This is a genomic window from Propionicimonas sp., assembly GCF_049840635.1.
Classification (GTDB): domain Bacteria; phylum Actinomycetota; class Actinomycetes; order Propionibacteriales; family Propionibacteriaceae; genus Propionicimonas.
Window position 1 is genome coordinate 1,313,019 of record NZ_JASGKL010000005.1, and the last position, 17,616, is coordinate 1,330,634.

The window sequence follows — 17,616 nt, forward strand, 5'->3', positions numbered from 1 at the left end:
GCCGCCTACTTCGGTGGCAGGGAGAAGAGGCGATCGATCACCCGCTCGGCGGAGTGGCCGTCGTCGTGGGCGTTGAAGCGGTCCCGCCAGACGACGTACCTCTCCGCGAAACGGGGCACGTCGGCCTCGGCCGTCCGGATCGCCTCGACCACCGCGGCCTGGGTGAACAGGACGGGGCCGGGGGCGAGCTCCTCGAGGTCGAAGTAGACCCCGCGCGTCTCGTCCCTGTACTCGGCGAGATCCGGGACGAAGAAGATCATCGGCCTGCCGGTCACCGAGAAGTCGAACATCACCGAGGAGTAGTCGGTGATCATCATGTCCGAGGCGAGGAACAGGTCGGTGACGTGGGGATAGCTGGTCACGTCGATCACGCCGGGGACGCGGACGTTCCCGCCCGCCCGCAGGGTGCGCGAGTGCCCTCGCAGGAGGATCACGTAATCGTCACCGAGCTGTCGGGCCATCTCCGGGAGGTCGAGGAAGTCGACCATGGTCTCCTCGTGCGCCTCCCGCCACGTCGGCGCGTAGAGCACCGCCTTCTGGTCGGGCCGGATACCGAGCAACGCCCGGACCGACTCCCCCGAGCCGGTGCTCATCGCGTCGTTGCGCGGGTAGCCCTCCGTCCAGATCGGCTTGTCCCACGCGTAGGCCGAGCGGAAGATCCGGGTGCTGTGCTCGTTCTGGCTGAGCAGGATGTCCCACTTCTCCTCCTCGAGCGCGAGGAAGTGCTGCTCGTCCTTGCTGAAGTTCGGACGGTCCAGGCCGATCCGCTTGAACATCGACCCGTGCCACGTCTGGAGCACGACCTGGAAGGGCTGGTGCTTGAACTTCTGCCGGATCCACTCGTTGATGATCACGTAGCGTGACCGGCTGCGGGCGTCCCACCACTCCAGCGTGCCCTTGAGCACGGGGGTCGCCCCCTCCGGGACGGCCACCGACAGGTCGAGCACGCCCCAGTACCGGGTCAGGTCGGGGAACCGCCGCGCCACCTCGCGGTCGAGCGCGTAGGTGTTGCAGGTGGCGGAGCGGCCGTTGAAGCTCTCGAAGTAGACGGCCTCCTCCGGCTCGAACTCGCGCTCGTGGTACTCCGCCTTCAGCCGGGCCTGCTGGTAGTCGCCGACCAGCGTCTCCTCCAGCGGTGCGCTGAGCAGGCAGGTCACCCGACGCCCGGCCCCGACGCCCACCCGCACCTTCAGCCACTTCCCCATGGTCCGCATCGGGACCTCCTGGATCAGGCCGGCCGACGCCCCCACCCGGAACCAGGCGCCCTCGGCCGTGCGGCCGCGCAGCACGTACGAGCCGGTCTGCGGAGGCAGTGCGGGGCCGCCCCACGCGCTGATCAGCAGCGGCGCGTCCGCGGTGAACCGGTCGCCGTCGAGTTCCAGCGTGACCGCGAGGTCCTGGCGCGGACCGGTGAGGACGAGGCTCGCCCCCGCGAGATCGCCCCGGACGCGGCCGGTGTAGCGCAGGCTGAACGGCTCCTCCACCAGCTGCACGTCCTCGACCAGCAGCATCGCCGCGGTGTCCCGGATCGTCAGCGCGCTCCCGTTCCCCGAGTAGGCGTACCGCGCACCCGGGGAGAGCACATCGCGCTCGTCGAGCCCGCTGGCGAGCAGGCAGGTGCGGCCGGACGCGTCGGCGAGTTCCACCGCGTGGTCGCACACGACGAGCGACGGCCCGCTGTCCTCGGGGTTGCCGCTCTCCTCCGCGTCCTCGTCAGCCTCGTGGGCGCGCGGCTCGGTGCCCGGCACGGGAAGGTCGGTGTCCAGCCGGTAGTGGTCGCCGCCCAGCCCGGTCACCGCGAGGGGATGCCGGCCGTCGGCCGAGACCAGGTCGGCCCGCACAGGGACGAAGTCGTGGGTGTGCAGCGCGACGCCGATCCGTTCGCCGTCGAACGTCACCTCGTCGGCGAGCGCCTCCGGCGTCCGCAGCCGGAAGACCAGCCCGGCGGGGAGTTCCCAGACCGGCAGGACCTGCCGCTCCCCCACCGTCCGAGCCACGAGGTAGCCGCTGGTGGAGGTCTTGGCCCGGTTGAGGAAGGTGCCGGAGACCACGCGGTCCCCGCTGTCGACCCGGACGCTCACCTGCCACTCGTCCCCGTCCCTGCCCTCCAGCACCGGGGCGAGGTCGAGGACCGAGTGGAACGCGAAGTTCCCGTAGTCGACCGGCATCAGGCGGGCCCGGATGTTGGCCGAGCTGTCATAGCGCAGCGTCGTCGTCGCGACGAGCTTCTGCCGGGTGCGCTGGTTGCGGCAGGTCACCGTGATCTTCGGACGCCGTTCGTTGCTCCCCGAGCCCCGCTCGAACGCCCAGCCCACCACCTCGAAGGAGGTCTCGCCCACCCAGCGCGCGGCCTGGACCCAGGCGACCCAGCCGACCTGTCGGCTCGTGAACCTGTTCACGACCGAGCGGTAGACGCGCCGGCCCAGCAGGTAGCCGCCGTAGGCGAACCCGAACCTGGACCTCTTCGCCTTCCGCGCCAGGGTCTCCACCCGGTTGAACTTCTGGGCCACTAGCTAGCCTGCCTCACTCGCCGATCTGGTCTGTTCCACGCCAGCCGGTCGCTCAGTCGAACGTCTCCGCGTCCGTGCGCGCACGCTCGATGATGTCCGCCATCGCGATCGACTCCGCCGCCCGCAGCTTGAACGACTCGGGCGTGCGGTTGCGGATCATGAAGGCGAACTCGGCCAACTCGTACCGCAGCCCGTCGCCGTCGAACTTGTAGTAGTACTTCTTGTTCTTCGACTGGTCCTCGAACCGGGTCTCGAAGTACTCGGTCAGCCACCACGGCGCCGGGACGTACACGTAGCCGCGGGAGCCGGCCACGACGAGTTCACCCTCGGCCTTCACGCCGATGCCGGTGCGGGCGGACGCGATGCCGTGCGGGTAGTCGATGTCGATACGGCTGTACACCTCGACCTCGGAGCCCTCGGGCCGCAACGAGTGGGTGGTGACCCGGGTGTAGTCGGTCCCGAGCAGCTTGATCACGGCGAGCAGGGGGTAGGTGGCGAGTTCGGAGATGCTGCCCCCGTCCTCGCCGTGGAGTTCCCTGCCCTCCTTCACGATCTTGGTGAAGGTCGCGTCGACGGACCGCACCTGACCGATCGACCCGCTGCGCGCGACGGCGACCATCCGCTGGAAGCCGGGCGCGAAGGCGGTCTTCACCGCCTCGAGGAGCACGACCTCCCGCTGGGCGGCCAGCTCGAACAGTTCGGTCGTCTGCGCCCTGGTGAGGGTCATCGGCTTCTCGCACAGGACGTGCACCCCGGCCTCGATCGCCTGCCGGGCGTAGTCGTAGTGGGTGTCGTGGGGAGTGGCGACGTAGACCGCGTCGACGTGCTTGAGCAGGTCGGAGACGTTCTCGTTCGCCCACTCCAGCTCGAGTCGTTCCGCGAACGCCTTCGCCGACTCGAAGCGGCGGCTGTAGACGGCCTCGACAGAGACGCCGGACACGTACCGGGCCTCGGCGACGAAGCGGGCGGCGATCCGTCCGGACCCGATCACGCCCAGCCGGATCACCCCGGCGGTCTCATTGCGCAACTGCGTGCTCGACACGCCCTTGGTCCGGTCGAGGTAGACGACCGTGCAGTAGTCCCCGAGGTAGTCGAACTTGCCGAGCCAGTCCGACCCGATCGCGAAGATGTCGACCTTGTGCTTCTGGATGTCCTGGACCTTCTGGCCCTCGTACTCCTCGATGATGATCTCGTCGGCGAGGCCACTCTCCTGCACGTTGCGGATCCGGTCCATGAGGCTCTGCCGGACGTTGAGCTTGCCACGCGAGTCGTCGTAGTTCTCCGTCGTCACACCGACGATCAGGTAGTCGCCAAGAGCCTTGGCACGCTCCAGGAGGCGCCGGTGGCCCTCGTGGAACAGGTCGAAGGTCCCGTAGGTGATGACCCGCATTCCGATCCTTCCGACGGTGGTCGCTGCCCCGCCCGGGCCGGCCGCAGCATGCTTAGATTGTCGCAGATCCGACCTGAGGAGTGGCGCCGTGGGGCTACCCGGAGGCATACGCACAGCAATCCGAAAGGTAGCGCGCGCGCTCACCGGCGCTCCGGCCACGCCTGCGAAGACGCAGGATGCCGCGCTCGCCGTGCGGCCACTGGGACCCGTCCCTGCCGCCGTCCCGTACCCCGACGCGCTGTACCTGTACGCCGTGAACGCGATCCCGAGGAACTACGCGGGGCGCAGTTCCTCGATCATCTCCAAGGCCCGCATCTTCGCCGAACAGGCGGGCGTGCCCTCGACGCTCGTCACTTTCCTGCACTCCAGCGAACTCGCCGACATCGAGCACGGCCTGCGCGAACGGGGGGTGATCGGGGACACCACGACGTTCGTGTGCCTCCACGACTACTACCCCGACGACACCAGCTGGACGGGCGAGGACGTCACCTACCCGCTGGAGGAGCCGGGGTTCCACTGGATCAAGGATCCCGACTACGAGATCTACCGGTTCTTCGACGCCGAGGGCGTCTACCGCTTCTACAAGCGCTACGACCACGCCGGGCGGATGATCGTGCGCGACTTCTTCAACGCCAACCGCTGCCGCACGCTCCGCGAGGAGTTCCGCACCAACGGCACCCTGCGCCGGCGCATCTACATGGACCTCCACTTCAACCTGCCGCGGCAGGAGGTCCACTACCGCGCGGACCAGACCCCGTCGTTCACCGTGTGGTGGGTGATCGACCCGGACACCCTGCAGCGCAGCGTCGAACGGGTGACGGTGTTCGACGGCGAAGGCAGGCCGGTGGAGGTGCACGACACGCTCGACCCCATCAACCACCTCTGCCTGGACCGGCTGATCGGCGACCGGCACGCGTTCATCATGGTCGAGGACCGCAACATCGATCGCTACCTGCTCACCTACGCCAATCGCAGGGCCAAGAGCATCTACGTCCTGCACAACGCCCACATCAAGGAGCCGTACGACGACATCCGGGCGATCCGGCCCAGCTACCGGACCCTGTTCGAGGCGCGCGACCGGGTCGACGCGATCGTCTTCCTCACCGCGACGCAGCGCGCGGAGGCCGAGGCCCGCTACGGGCGCACCGAGTCGTTCCGGGTGCTCCCCCACTCGGTGCGTCCCGCCGTGGAGGAGCCGGGTGTCCCGCGCGACCCGAACCTGGTCGTGATGATGGCCCGGCTCGACAAGCAGAAGCAGGTCGACCACGCGATCGAGGCGTTCGCCCGGGTCGTGAAGCGTCTCCCTGAGGCGCGGCTGGAGATCTACGGCCGGGGCAGCGACCTGCCCGCGCTCCGGAATCTCGTCACCGACCTCGGTGTGGGCAGGCAGGTGAAGCTGATGGGCTTCACCAGGCAGCCCGGCCTGGCCTACCAGCGCGGATCACTGTGCATCATGACGAGTCGCTACGAAGGCGCCCCGCTCACGGTGCAGGAGGCCATGAGCTACGGCTGCCCCGTGATCAGCTACGACCTGCGGTACGGCCCGGCGGACATCATCGAGGACGGCGTGAGTGGCCTGCTCGTGCCCTACGGGAACCGGACGGCGATGGCCGACCGGATCGTCGCCACCCTCCAGGACCCGGATCTGCTCGGCCGGCTGTCGGCTGCGGCCAGGATTCGCGCAGCGGACTTCGGCGAGCCCGCCTTCGCGGCCCGCTGGGGGGAACTGTTCAGCGAGCTCGACACCAGGGGTTGGGAACCGCGCGCGGGCGCGTGACCCGGTCCGGAACGAGAACCGGCTCCGGACGGGCCGATCCCTCGACCACGGGTCGAGGTGAGATTCGCGCGGACGCGCCTCACTCCGCCGAGCGCCGCGACCTCCACCACAGCCAGCCCCCGGTCCCCGCGGCAGCGACGAGGACGACAGCGCCGAGACCCAGCCACAGGCCGTTGCCCGCACCCTCCGCGCCGGGCTGCGGACCGGCTGTCCCTGTCGCCACCCCGGTGGGCTCGGCCGAGGCCGTCCCGGTCGCCGACGCCGACTCCGTCGCGGTCGGCGTGGCCGACGCGGAAGCCGTCGGTTCGTCGGTCGCCGGTGTCGTCGCGTTCGGGTCCGGGTTGGCCATCACCGGCGGCTGCTCGGCCTCGCCGACCCAGACCTCGTTCTCGAGGGTCGTCCAGTTGCCCTTGCCGTAGGCGAATTGGTAGGCGCCGCCGCGCGGGGCGCCGTCCGAGCCGACCGTCCGGTACATCACCGTGTAGGTGCCCTTCGGCAGGTCGAACTCCAGTTGGCTGGTGACGTTGGTGCCCTCGACGATCAGGCCGCCCTGGGTGACGTTCTTGCCGTCGCTGTCCAGCACGAGGACCTTCGCCACCTTCGCGCTGGAGTTCGTCTTGAACACCAGGGTCACCCAGCCGGGCATCAGATCGGTCTGCGCGTGGCGTTGCGGAGAGCTCAGGATCAGGTAGGGGTCCTCGACGGCCAGGGCAGGTGTGGCGGCGGCGCCGAGCGCCACCATCGTCAGTCCGACCGTCGCGACGAGTCGCCTCCAGAACATCTCGCTGCCTCTCTGGTTCGGTCGGTGGGGGACTCTCTCCAGCGTACCCCCGGCCCATGGAACGGTCCGGTGCCACAGAATGCTGGGTTATATTGGCTGAAGAAATCCTGATAACGCACGCGTCCCGGCCCCGCCACGCCACCCCGCCCCAGGGTCGGGACGTTGCTCGACCCGCAGGGGGATGGATGCCGCAATCGGCAACAAAATCGACCTGGCGCCAGCGCACCCTGGCCGTTCTGGGCACGGCTGCCCTGGTCATGTCGTTGGCGGCAGCGCCGGCGATGGCGATCGACTTCACGATCGACCCGACGACCAGCGAGGCGAAGGCGGTCCCCGAGGACCTCGGGTCCTGCCCCACGCTGACCTCGGAGCCCCGCGCCGTCGAGGCGTGGTTCAACACCGATGACATGGAGTACCGCGGCTACCTGGACGCGAACGACCAGAGCCCGTGGAGCTACGCCAACAAGCTCGCGCAGATCATCTGCGGGGCGAAGGCGAACTCCAAGATCATGATCGGGATGTACTTCATCCGCGCGATCGGTACGACCGCCCGGCCGGAGTCGGACGCGGAGATCATCTGGCGGGCGATGGACTACGTGCACTCCAAGCGGAACGTGACGATCGGGATGGTGCTCGACGGCGGCAGCATCACCCCGGCGTCGGCGAAGTCGAACATCGTCAAGCGCCTGGTCGACACCGGGATCGCCAAGATCTACTGGTGCTACAACGGCTGCTTCAACACCAACAAGAGCAGCGTCTTCCCCTACGCCATCAACCACGAGAAGTTCGTCACGATGTCGGACACCATCTGGGCGAACGACGACACCACGACCCACCCGGCGGTGTTCTCGTCCTCGGGCCAGTTCGCCCGCAGCCAGGTGCGCACCTACTGGCAGGAAGCCACGCTGATCTACGACGACGTGCTGCTGTACCGCAACTTCGCCGACCGGTACGCCAACATGAAGACCTGCTCCGGCTCGCGGACCAGCACCGACTACATCAACAACTGCAAGGGCGGGAAGTTCGTCAGCACGACCAACGACGGCGTGACGATGAAGAAGCAGCGCGGGATCTGGGTCGACCTGATGTACCGGCACTACACCGACAGCGGCCGCGGCACCACGGTCTCCTACAGCCCGCAGCCGGTCTACGACACGAGCGGCGAGGTGATCAACGACTACTACTCCTCGCAGTTCGACGACGTCGACTGCATCGTGGACTCCAAGATCCGGGTCGCGATGTACCGACTGACGGTGACCAGGGCGGAGAACTTCGTCAAGACGATGGTCAGCCTGAAGAGCCGCGGGTGCGACGTGAAGGTGCTGCTCTCCCAGAGCGGCGGCGCGACCACCATCTCCAAGAAGGCCCTGTCCATCCTGAAGAAGGGTGGCGCGAGCTCGATGGTCAAGTGCACCAAGATCCCGATCCACACCAAGATGATCCTGATCACCCCGTCCACCAGCAATGCGGGACGCGCCATGTTCGGCACCGCCAACATGACCACCTCAGGCCTGAGGTACAGCGAGGAGCACGTGATCACGATGGACTCCCGACGAGCGGACGACAGTACGTCCGAGGACATCAGGAGAGCGATCGGCGTGTACCAGGCCGGCTGGAACGAACTCAACCAGGGGAGCAAGGCATGCAAGTGACCACGCACCGTTCCCTGCGCAGGGCCGCTGTCGCCCTCCTCGGCGTCCTCGTGGTGGCCTTCGGCGTGATCGTCCCCGCCACCACCGCCGAGGCCGCCTTCGGCAAGCCCACCAGCGTCGACGCCAAGGCGATCTCGGGCTCCAACGGCCTGACCGTCACCTGGAAGGCTCCCAGCGGGGGCACCCCGGTCGCCTACAAGGTGACGTGGGGCACCAGCTCGAGCTCCTCCAAGGCGTCCTACTCGACCTACGTCACCGGGACCTCGGCCACGCTGTCGGCCTCGGGCATGACCACCAAGACCTACTACTACGTGTGGGTGCAGCCGTGGAGCGAGGCGAAGAGCACGGGGACGTCGACCGGTGAGCTCAGTTCGTCGGACAAGGTGAAGACGTCGTCCTACGCGTACTACGCCCCGGTGGAGGTGCACGTCGCGAACGTCGGCAAGACCACGGCGGAGATCACCTGGCGGACCGTGACGGGGTCGCCCGGCTACGTGATGCGGGCGTACAACTACACGACGAAGACGTACAAGTACCAGATCGGCTACGACGGCTCGACCACCTTCACCGGCCTCACCCCCGGCACGAAGTACAAGTTCACGATCGCGAACCGACTCCTCATCTCGGGGTACGACACGGTCCCCGGCGTCCGGATGAGCGGGTACTCGTCCGCGTCCGCGACGGGCACGACCAACGCCTCCACCGTGACCCTCGGTGACGGCTCGTCCATCTCGGTCGCCGACGCGCCGACCGGCCTCGCCATGACCGACCGCGACCACCAGAGCCTGACGCTCTCCTGGACGACGCCGAGCGGCTACAGCTCCAGCAGGGACGTGTTCAAGGTGACGGCCTGCGAGGACCAGATCATGAAGGCCGACTGCGTGACGTCCACCAACCTGACCGGTTCGTCGGGCACGATCACCGGCCTGGACTCCAACACGAACTACTACGTGCGGGTCCGGATGTTCGCGGTGGTGAACGGTGTCACGACGGCCGACTCCGACCGGAGCGACTACATCATGGCCAAGACCCGCTCCCCGAAGGGGTTCATCTCCGGGACGGTGAGCGGCGTCAGCGGGAGCGTCCTCTCCGACTACGTCGCGGTGGCCTACGCGGCGAGCGACGGCGAGGTCAACCAGCAGGTCGCCGTGAGCAGCGGGGGCGCGTACAAGCTGGAACTCCGCCCCGGCAAGTACTTCGTCCAGATCATCTACGTGGGGTCGGGCAACTACTACTCGGTGTTCCTGAACGGGTCCGGCCAGACCTACACGCTCAACGAGGCCAAGCTGGCGACCGGGATCACCGTCAACATCGGCAACACCCCGACCGTCGCCCCCGGTGCGACCGTCGGTGCGGGTGCGTCGCTGACCGGCAAGGTCACCAACTCGAAGGGCACCGCGGTCCGGGACGTCTACGTCTCCGCCCGCGACGCCTGGACGGACACGGTGCGCGAGGTGCAGTCGATGGGCCAGACCGGGTCGGACGGCACGTACACCCTGACCGGGTTGGTGCCGAACCACGACTACTACATCCGGGCCGACCCCTCGACCGACACCTACAGCCCGAAGTCCGCCAGCGGATCCTTCAGCACCGGCGCGGCCGGCTCGACGAACAGCGTCACCACGATCGCGTTCAGCTGAACCCGGCGACAGGGGGCCCCGAACAGTGCAGACTGTTCGGGGCCCCTTTGCGTTCGACCAACCGCCTGAGGAGAGACCCCCCATGGCCGCACCCCGGCAACGGGACACCACGGTGTGGGCACGGTCGCGGGCACGTCTGGGCCGCCTGTTCCGTCGGGCCACCGGCCGGCCCGTGCGACCGCTCCGGTCCTCGGCCCCGGCCGTCCTGGAGGAGTACCGGCTTCGGCTCGCCTCCGGGGAGGGCCCCGCGGCGGCGGCCACGGGTACGGCGCGGGAGTTGCTCGCCGCCGACCGCGCCAGTGACGTCCTCGTGCTGGGGTACGCGCTGAGGAGGGACTCCCGGACCCGATCCCTCGGGGACGTCGTCCTCGGGCTGGGTCACCTGCACGCGTCCGGACCTGCGCAGGCCTGGCAACGGTTCGCCGGGATCACCGACCTCGAGGTGGTCGCCGCAGCGAGCCCCGAGTACTTCGCCGCCGGCTTCGCGACGGACGCAGCGGTCGCCGCCGAACGGGCGCGACTCCTGCTCACCGCTCCCGCCGCCACCCACCCGGCTCCGGAGGCGGTGCTCGGGATCGCGCAGAACGCGTTCTCCGTGGGGTGCACCGACCTCGCCGCCACCCTCCTCGCCGCCGCGCAGCAGGGGCGGTTCGGCGGCCTGACCTCCGGCCAGGTTGCCGCGTGCGAGCAGCTCGCCGGGTGGCTGCCCGGAGGCTCCCACACCCGTCCCGTGGACGTCGAGGAGGCCACCTTCCGGTTCGGCGTCCTGAACTACCAGCAACCCGACTACTGCTCCAGCAACGTCGGTGACTTCATCCAGACCCTGGCGAGCCTCGGCCACCTCGTGCGCAGGGACCACCTCGAGTTCGTCGGGGACCCGGACCTCGTCGGGTTCGTGGAGAGCCTGCGGCCCTGCGTGAAGCCGGAACGACGGGTTCCCGCTGAGCCTGCGGTCGTCCAGCTCGTCGAGCTGCACCGCGACGGGTCGGTGTACCAGGACCTCCCCGCTCCGACCTGGGCCCTCGCCTTCGGCTGGTACCTGCACCCCACCTTCGTCGGCGGGTTCAACCTGCCGTTCCACCCCGCGGTGCGCCCGCTGTTCGTCAGCTTCCACCTCAACAAGCCCGAGGCGCTCACCGCGGACGCGATCGCCTACCTGCGCCGGTACGGCCCGGTCGGGTGTCGGGACTGGCAGACGGTGGCGCTCCTGACCGCCGCGGACGTCCCCGCGTTCTTCTCCGGCTGCATCACCACGACGGTCGACACCGTCTTCGCGCGGAGCACGCCCGACCAGCGTGCGGGAACCCTCTACGTGGACGCCCGCGCGTGCCCCGAGGGGGCGACCAACCTCGCCCAGGCCATCCCTGCGGTGCGTCGCCACAGCCTCGTGGAGAACCTCTCCCTCGCCAGGCAGTGGGTGGGTCGCTACCACGAGGAGTACGCCACCGTCGTGACCCGCCGGCTGCACTCCTACCTGCCCGCCCGCTCGGTCGGCTGCACGGTCGACTTCCAGCCCGACAACCCCAGCGACCCGCGGTTCGGTGGGCTGATCGACATCGAGGACGACGCGTACGACGCGATCCGGCAGGACATCCTGGCCCTGCTCGGCTCGGTGCTCGACCTGCTGGGCACCGGCGCGGCGGAGGAGGCGGTGTACCGCCACTGGCGGGCGCTGTGCGCCGACCGCGTGGCGGCGTCGGCCCGCTCCCTCGCCGCCCACCGGTGGGCCGAGGCACCCCTCGACCTGCCCGTCACCGGCCTGCCGACGGCGGAGTACGTGATCGTCATCGACGCCGTGTCACCGGCACGCAACGTGCCCCGGCTGGTCGCCGCCCTGGCGCGCTTCGCGCCGGGAGTGCCGGTGGTGCTGGTCGGAGCCGGAGCGGCCGGTGGCCCGGATGGCACGTTCTGCGTCCCGGGGGACGCCGGAGGTGGATCGACGGGCGGCGGCCACGACCTGCTGATGGCGTCGGTGCTGGCCGGACTGTCGGCAGCGGGCGTCGAGCGGGCACTCCTCCTCTCCCGCTACGCGAGGGTCACGCGTGACCTGTCCGGGCTCCTGGGCGAGGCCTTCGGGGAGGACGCGGTCCTCGCGCGTCCCGACCTCCGCCGCAACCGCGGCGACGTGTCCTCCCTGCTGCGGAGGGTGAGCGCACGACAGGCACAGGACTGGCCGGCAGCCCTCACCTTCCTCGCCGGCGCACACCGGCTGAGCGGGCACGGCGCACAGTCCTTCGACACCAAGGGCGCCCTGGTCTCCCTGCCCCGGCTGGAGCAGGCCGGGTGGCGGCGATGGGCGAGGGACCTGGTCGAGACCTACGGTGCCTCGTGGTCGGAGGCCCTGAACATCGTGCTGGCCGGCCGCAGCCGGCCGCTGCCGCCCGATGTCGTGACCAGCATCGCGCTGGAGACGCCGGATCCGTCCGCAGCGATCGTCAACGGGTTCCGGATCGCCCAGCTCGGGTGGTCCGACGTGTTCGACGACCACGCGGGCTGAGCGCGGACGACGGCGTCAGGACTTGACGCGGAACTCGTTCTTGATGGACGCGGCGTGCGCGGCGGACTCGAGCGTGATCCGGTCGCCCTCGGCCACGAAGGCGGCCGTCGGCCCCGCGGGCAGGTCGCCGAGCACGTAGTGCTTCATGGTCAGCCGCTCTGCCTTCAGGCTGTCCTCGCCGAGCGCATCGGTGAGGACCTCGGAGAGGTTGGACAGGTCCTGCTCGAGGATGTAGCTCGCCCGCTGGGTGGGAAACGTCCGGAAGTAGGTGTCCCGGTCGAGCTCGCGCGGGTTGGACGTGATCAGCGGCCGCTCGGTGTACAGGAAGTCGGTCACCACGCTCGAGATGTCCGAGACCAGGGCGTCCGCCATGTCGAAGCACTCGTACAGCGTGATGCTCGCCTCGGGACCCACGTAGAGGTGGCCGGCGTTCGCCGCAGCCAGCATCTCGACGATCTCGACCCTCGCCTGCGCCATGCCGGGGCGCTGCACCCCGCTCGCCGGGTGCGGCTTGAACACGATCCGGACGTCCGGCACGAGTTCGAGGATTCGCCGGATCATCTGCGGACCCATCCGCTCGAGCGAGGAGTAGTTGGACTCCTCGTAGTAGCCCTCGAAGGTGGGGGCGTACAGGATCGTCGGGCGGTGCTCGCCCGCGACCGGACCGACGTGGAGCCCCTCGACCTGCGGTCGGCCGATGATCGCGTACTGGCTGGCCGGCATGTGGATACCCGCCGCCTCGTAGCGGTCGATCGCGGCCTGTCCCGCGACCCAGACGCCGTCGTACACCCGCGACACCGGGTTCGCCGACGTCGACTTGTCGGAGTCGCCGTGGTTGAGGAAGACGTGACGGATGCTGGCCTCGCGCAGCAGGTGCACGTTCTTGCCCGCGTTCGCGAGGTAGTAGGCGACCCGGGTGGACGGGCGGGTGAGTTCCTCGACGTGGCGGGTCTTCGGCGCGTAGACGACCGGGATCGGCGTCGGTGCGATCGGCGCGAGGTGGCTCGCCTCCCTGACCATGATGAAGGACTTCTGGTGCAGTGCCTCGATCGCCGGCACCCACTGGTTGAGGATGTACTGCGACTGCCCCGCGTCGGCCGACATGTACACGAGCGCCTCGGGCGCGTTCGCGTCCAGCTCTGCGGTCACGTCCGCCTGGATGCGTTCGACCGATGCGTCCGATCCCAGCCGGCGCAGCGTGAGCGCGTAGCGCACTGCGAGTGCTCCGAGGACGCCGATCGTGACGGCGGCGATCAGGAAGTTCAGCCACAGCGCCCAGTCCCTGCCGAACGCCAGGCCGGCCCAGACGCCGATCAGGACCTCCGCCGCCACCGTGATCGAGTGCTGCCAGGAGGAGAACCGGTAGGCGGTGGCGAACGCGACGCTGGCCTCCGGCTGCGGTGAGCCGTCCGTCCGGAACGCGAGCGCGGGCTGGCGACTGCTCAGCCAGGCCGTGCCCACCCAGAGCACCTGCTGCGCCAGTTGCAGCGCCAGCACGACCGCGGCGACCGCCACAGCGAGGTTGGTGATCTCCCCGCGGACCAGCAGGCTGATCAGGAGCACCCCGCGGATGAGCTGCCGGACGTGCGGTGGGACCGCGAGCCGGCGGAGCAGCAGCGTGTCCCTGACACACGTCCGGGACGCCAGCCAGTCGATCAGGACGGCCAGCACGAAGACGACGGCGCCGACCTCCACCCAGCCGAGGAGGACGTCGAGCGCGAGCAGGCCCCACAGGACGGCCGTGACGGCGAGGTAGTGGGACGCCAGCAGCCGGTCGAGCCAGCCGAGCCAGGCCGGGTTCTGGGGGGTACCGAGGACGGCGCGCGCGAAGTCGAAGTGCTGGGGCATCCGCACGATCTGCGCGGCATCGACAGCCTTCGGGTCCTCGGACTCGTTGTCAGGGCTTTCCTCGTCGCTCACCTGGCCTCCTCCTCGGGTTCGTTCCTCCGCCGCTGCGGGACGCCTCGTAGGCGGCCACGACCTCGTCGGTCGCCCCGTCCATCACGAGCTGGCCCTTGTCGAGCCAGATCGTGCGCGAGCAGGTGTCCCGGATCGACGTCATCGAGTGCGACACGAGGAAGACGGTGCCCGCGTTGTCCCTGATCTCCCGGATCCGGTCCTCGCTGCGCTGGCGGAACCGCCGGTCGCCGACCGACAGCGCCTCGTCGACGATCAGGATCTCGTGGTGCTTGATCGTGGCGATGGCGAACTTCAGCCGCGCCTGCATGCCGGACGAGTACGTCCGCATCGGCAGGTCGATGAAGTCCTGGAGCTCGGCGAACTCGACGATCGGGTCGCGGAGTTCCTCGACCTCCTTGCGGGTCAGGCCGAGCGCCAGACCACCCAGCACGATGTTCCGCTCGCCGGAGAGGTCCGGGATCAGCGCGGCCCCCACGCCGAGCAGGTTGGGCCGCGACGACGCGTACACCGCGCCCGAGTCAGGCGGGGTGAGACCCGTGATCGCCCGCATCAGCGTGGACTTGCCCGAGCCGTTCGAGCCGATCACACCGATCGACTCGTTCTCGTAGGCCACGAAGCTGACGCCCTTGAGGGCGTGGACGACCCGGACGCCGCGTCCGGTGGCCCGCAGCACCCCCCGGCGGCGCTTGTTCTTGATCGCCTTCCCGCTGGCGTAGACCCGGTACTTGACGTGCAGCCCGTCCACCACGACGACCGGACGCCGCCCGGCGGCGTCGGCCTGGAACGGCGGCGGGGTCGTGGCTGCCTCGATCGGCTCAGTCACGTCCGTACCTCTCCTCCGCGACCCAGAAGAACAGCAGCCCGAAGACCAGGACGACGACCGCCCAGACCGAGAAGTACAGCCAGTAGAACGGGTTGTAGTCGTGGCCGCCCATCAGGCTCGACCGGGCCATCTGGAGCACCTGGTACAGCGGGTGGAAGTCGTAGAGCCGCACCACGAGCGGGTGCGCCTTGAAGATGTTGTCGACGTTGAACAACACCCCCGAGGTGTAGAAGAGGATCCGCGAGATGAACGGCAGCAGCTGGGTGAGGTCGCGGACGTGGACGGTCAGGCGCGCGGCGATCAGCGCGATGCCGGTGTTGAACAGCGAGTACAGGACCAGCAGCGGGATCATCAGCAGCCAGCTCCAGGTCGGCCAGTGGCCGAAGAACGGCAGGATCACGACCAGCAGCAGCATCGAGGGCATCAGCGAGAGGAACTGCTCGATCACCTCGCTGATCGGAAGGGTGATCCGTGGGAAGGCGAGCGACTGGACGAGCGCCTGGTTGCCGGTGATCGACTTGGCGCCGTTCGTCAGGCACTTGGCGAAGAACTGCCACAGGAACACGCCGATGACGACGTGCGCAGGGAAGTCCGCGCCGCGCGCGTTGCCCTGCAGCAGGCCGAAGATCGCCCCGTAGATCGCCGCGTTCAGCGCGGGCTGGAGCACCAGCCACAGCACGCCGAGGCGATTGCCCTCCAGATCGGCCCGCAGCCGGTACTGGGCCATCGCGATGACGAAGTCCCGCCGGGTCCAGGCCTCCCGCAGGTAGTGCCCGAATCGGGGTCGTGCGCCCACACGGTGCAGACCGTGCTCGGCGGCCACCTCGGCCAGACTCATGCGCTCCTGCCATCCCGTAGATCTGTGGCCGGACCGGCCCGCGGACTCGCCGATTCTACCGGACCCGGGCCGCGTCCCGAGCCCACGCGGGCTCAGCCACGGTCCCGGTGTGCCAGGTAGTAGCCGACGAGGGCGCGGGTGGACGCGTCCTGCGCGGCGAGCGCCTCCGCGTCCCCCGCGACGGCCGGGGCGATCTGGAGGGCGAGCTGCTTGCCCAGTTCGACGCCCCACTGGTCGAAGCTGTTGATGCCCCAGACCGTGCCCTCGGTGAACGTGATGTGCTCGTACAGCGCGATCAGCTGGCCCACCACGGACGGGGTCAGCGCGGGCGCCATGATCGAGGTGGTCGGACGGTTGCCGGTGAACACCCGCGCCGGCACGATCTCCTCCCTCGTGCCCTCCGCGCGCACCTCGTCGGCGGTCTTGCCGAAGGCGAGCGCCTTGGTCTGGGCGAAGAAGTTCGACAGGAACAGCTCGTGCACGTCCGCGTCCCCGTCGGTGATCGGGTGGGCGGGGGTGGCGACCGCGATGAAGTCCGCGGGGATCAGCTGGGTGCCCTGGTGGATTAGCTGGTAGAACGCGTGCTGGCCGTTGGTGCCCGGCTCGCCCCAGAAGATCTCGCCGGTCTCGGTGACGACCTCCGACCCGTCCAGCCGGACGCCCTTGCCGTTGGACTCCATCGTGAGCTGCTGCAGGTAGGCGGCGAACCGGTGCAGGTACTGCGCGTAGGGCAGCACGGCGTGGCTGGACGCCTTGAGGAAGTTCACGTACCAGACGTTGAGCAGGCCCATCAGGGCAGGGACATTGCGCTCCAGCGGGGCCTCGGCGAAATGGGTGTCGATCGCGTGGAAGCCGGCGAGGAAGTCGGCGAAGTTGTCCGGCCCGAGCGCGACGGCCAGCGACGTGCCGACCGCGGAGTCCACGGAGTAGCGGCCGCCGACCCAGTCCCAGAAGCCGAACGCGTTCTCCGGGTCGATGCCGAAGGCCGCGACCTTGTCCAGGGCGGTGGAGACGGCGACGAAGTGGTGGGCGATCGCGTCCGTGGCCTGCGCGTCGGAGTCGTCGATCGCTCCGGCCTCCCGCAGCGCGGCGAGCATCCAGTCGCGGGCCATCCGTGCGTTGGTGAGCGTCTCGAGCGTGGTGAAGGTCTTGGACGCGACGATGAACAGCGTGGTCGCGGGGTCCAGGCCGCGGGTCTTCTCGAACACGTCGGTGGGGTCGATGTTGGACACGAAGCGGCACTCCAGGCCGGGCTGCACGTACGGCTTCAGCGCCTCGTAGACCATCACCGGGCCGAGGTCGGAGCCACCGATGCCGATGTTCACCACGGTCCTGATCGGCTGACCGGTGACGCCCTTCCACTCCCCGCTGCGGACGCGGTGGGCGAACGCGTAGATCTTCTCCAGCACCTCGTGCACCTGGGCGACCACATCCACCCCGTCCACGACGAGGCTGTCGCCCTTCGGACGGCGCAGCGCGGTGTGCAGGACCGACCGGTTCTCGGTGACGTTGATCCGCTCGCCGGCGTACATGGCGTCCCTGCGCGCCTCGAGGCCCACCTGCTCGCCGAGTGCGACGAGCGCGGCGAGGATCTCGTCGTCGACCAGGTTCTTCGACAGGTCGACGAAGAGGTCGGCGGCGGTGAAGCTGAATCGGTCCGCGCGGTCGGCGTCCTCGGCGAACCAGCCACGCAGGTCCGGCTCCAGTGCCGCGGCGAGTTCGGTCAGCTGCTCCCAGGCGGGAGTGGTGGTGGGATCAACCAGTTCGCTCATGGGGCCCAGCCTAGTG

11 protein-coding genes are annotated in these 17,616 nt (G+C 69.2%); 4 read left to right on the forward strand and 7 right to left on the reverse strand.

Going from position 1 to position 17,616, the window contains the following annotated elements:
• Nucleotides 1-5 precede the first annotated feature (5 nt).
• Together QM779_RS11875 and QM779_RS11880 are read right to left on the reverse strand one after the other, a co-directional pair.
• The gene (locus QM779_RS11875) at nt 6-2,510 is read right to left on the reverse strand and encodes a CDP-glycerol glycerophosphotransferase family protein (protein ID WP_428535436.1); all 2,505 of its coding nucleotides are present in this window, start codon (nt 2,508-2,510) and stop codon (nt 6-8) included.
• A gap of 52 nt (nt 2,511-2,562) precedes the next feature.
• Nucleotides 2,563-3,900, reverse strand: a complete 1,338-nt coding sequence (locus QM779_RS11880; RefSeq protein WP_428535438.1) for a Gfo/Idh/MocA family oxidoreductase — start codon at nt 3,898-3,900, stop codon at nt 2,563-2,565.
• Nucleotides 3,901-4,090: 190 nt separating this feature from the next.
• On the opposite strand from QM779_RS11880, the gene QM779_RS11885 reads away from it, so the two are divergent.
• Nucleotides 4,091-5,677: a glycosyltransferase gene (locus QM779_RS11885; RefSeq protein ID WP_428535440.1), complete on the forward strand. Its 1,587-nt coding sequence runs from the start codon at nt 4,091-4,093 to the stop codon at nt 5,675-5,677.
• A gap of 79 nt (nt 5,678-5,756) precedes the next feature.
• Here the strand turns inward: QM779_RS11885 and QM779_RS11890 are convergent, their stop codons facing one another.
• Nucleotides 5,757-6,458, reverse strand: a complete 702-nt coding sequence (locus QM779_RS11890; RefSeq protein WP_428535442.1) for a copper resistance protein CopC — start codon at nt 6,456-6,458, stop codon at nt 5,757-5,759.
• 185 nt (nt 6,459-6,643) lie between these two features.
• Between QM779_RS11890 and QM779_RS11895 the strand changes: the two genes are divergently transcribed.
• From QM779_RS11895 to QM779_RS11905, 3 genes are all read left to right on the forward strand, one after another.
• Nucleotides 6,644-8,110, forward strand: a complete 1,467-nt coding sequence (locus QM779_RS11895; RefSeq protein WP_428535444.1) for a phospholipase D-like domain-containing protein — start codon at nt 6,644-6,646, stop codon at nt 8,108-8,110.
• Entirely contained in the window at nt 8,107-9,750 is a 1,644-nt protein-coding gene (locus tag QM779_RS11900) for a fibronectin type III domain-containing protein (protein ID WP_428535446.1), read from the forward strand. Before QM779_RS11895 ends, QM779_RS11900 begins: the two co-directional genes overlap by 4 nt.
• Before the next feature lie 82 nt (nt 9,751-9,832).
• A complete protein-coding gene (locus QM779_RS11905; RefSeq protein WP_428535448.1) occupies nt 9,833-12,247 on the forward strand; it encodes a hypothetical protein in 2,415 nt (804 codons plus the stop codon).
• Between the two features lie 15 nt (nt 12,248-12,262).
• Here the strand turns inward: QM779_RS11905 and QM779_RS11910 are convergent, their stop codons facing one another.
• The 4 genes from QM779_RS11910 to pgi form a co-directional block, all read right to left on the reverse strand.
• On the reverse strand, nt 12,263-14,167 hold the full coding sequence (locus tag QM779_RS11910; protein ID WP_428535450.1) for a CDP-glycerol glycerophosphotransferase family protein: 1,905 nt from the start codon (nt 14,165-14,167) through the stop codon (nt 12,263-12,265).
• Nucleotides 14,145-14,990, reverse strand: a complete 846-nt coding sequence (locus tag QM779_RS11915; RefSeq protein ID WP_428535452.1) for an ABC transporter ATP-binding protein — start codon at nt 14,988-14,990, stop codon at nt 14,145-14,147. The genes QM779_RS11910 and QM779_RS11915 overlap by 23 nt, the downstream gene beginning before the upstream one ends.
• A complete protein-coding gene (locus QM779_RS11920) occupies nt 14,983-15,828 on the reverse strand; it encodes an ABC transporter permease (protein ID WP_428535454.1) in 846 nt (281 codons plus the stop codon). The genes QM779_RS11915 and QM779_RS11920 overlap by 8 nt, the downstream gene beginning before the upstream one ends.
• Before the next feature lie 92 nt (nt 15,829-15,920).
• Nucleotides 15,921-17,600: a glucose-6-phosphate isomerase gene (gene pgi / locus QM779_RS11925; RefSeq protein ID WP_428535456.1), complete on the reverse strand. Its 1,680-nt coding sequence runs from the start codon at nt 17,598-17,600 to the stop codon at nt 15,921-15,923.
• Nucleotides 17,601-17,616 lie beyond the last annotated feature (16 nt).

Coding starts and splice junctions, on each gene's coding strand:
- QM779_RS11880 (WP_428535438.1), bottom strand. CDS start 3,900: ATGCGGGTCATCACCTACGGGACCTTCGACCTGTTCCACGAGGGCCAC.
- pgi (WP_428535456.1), bottom strand. CDS start 17,600: ATGAGCGAACTGGTTGATCCCACCACCACTCCCGCCTGGGAGCAGCTG.
- QM779_RS11905 (WP_428535448.1), top strand. CDS start 9,833: ATGGCCGCACCCCGGCAACGGGACACCACGGTGTGGGCACGGTCGCGG.
- QM779_RS11890 (WP_428535442.1), bottom strand. CDS start 6,458: ATGTTCTGGAGGCGACTCGTCGCGACGGTCGGACTGACGATGGTGGCG.
- QM779_RS11920 (WP_428535454.1), bottom strand. CDS start 15,828: ATGAGTCTGGCCGAGGTGGCCGCCGAGCACGGTCTGCACCGTGTGGGC.
- QM779_RS11895 (WP_428535444.1), top strand. CDS start 6,644: ATGCCGCAATCGGCAACAAAATCGACCTGGCGCCAGCGCACCCTGGCC.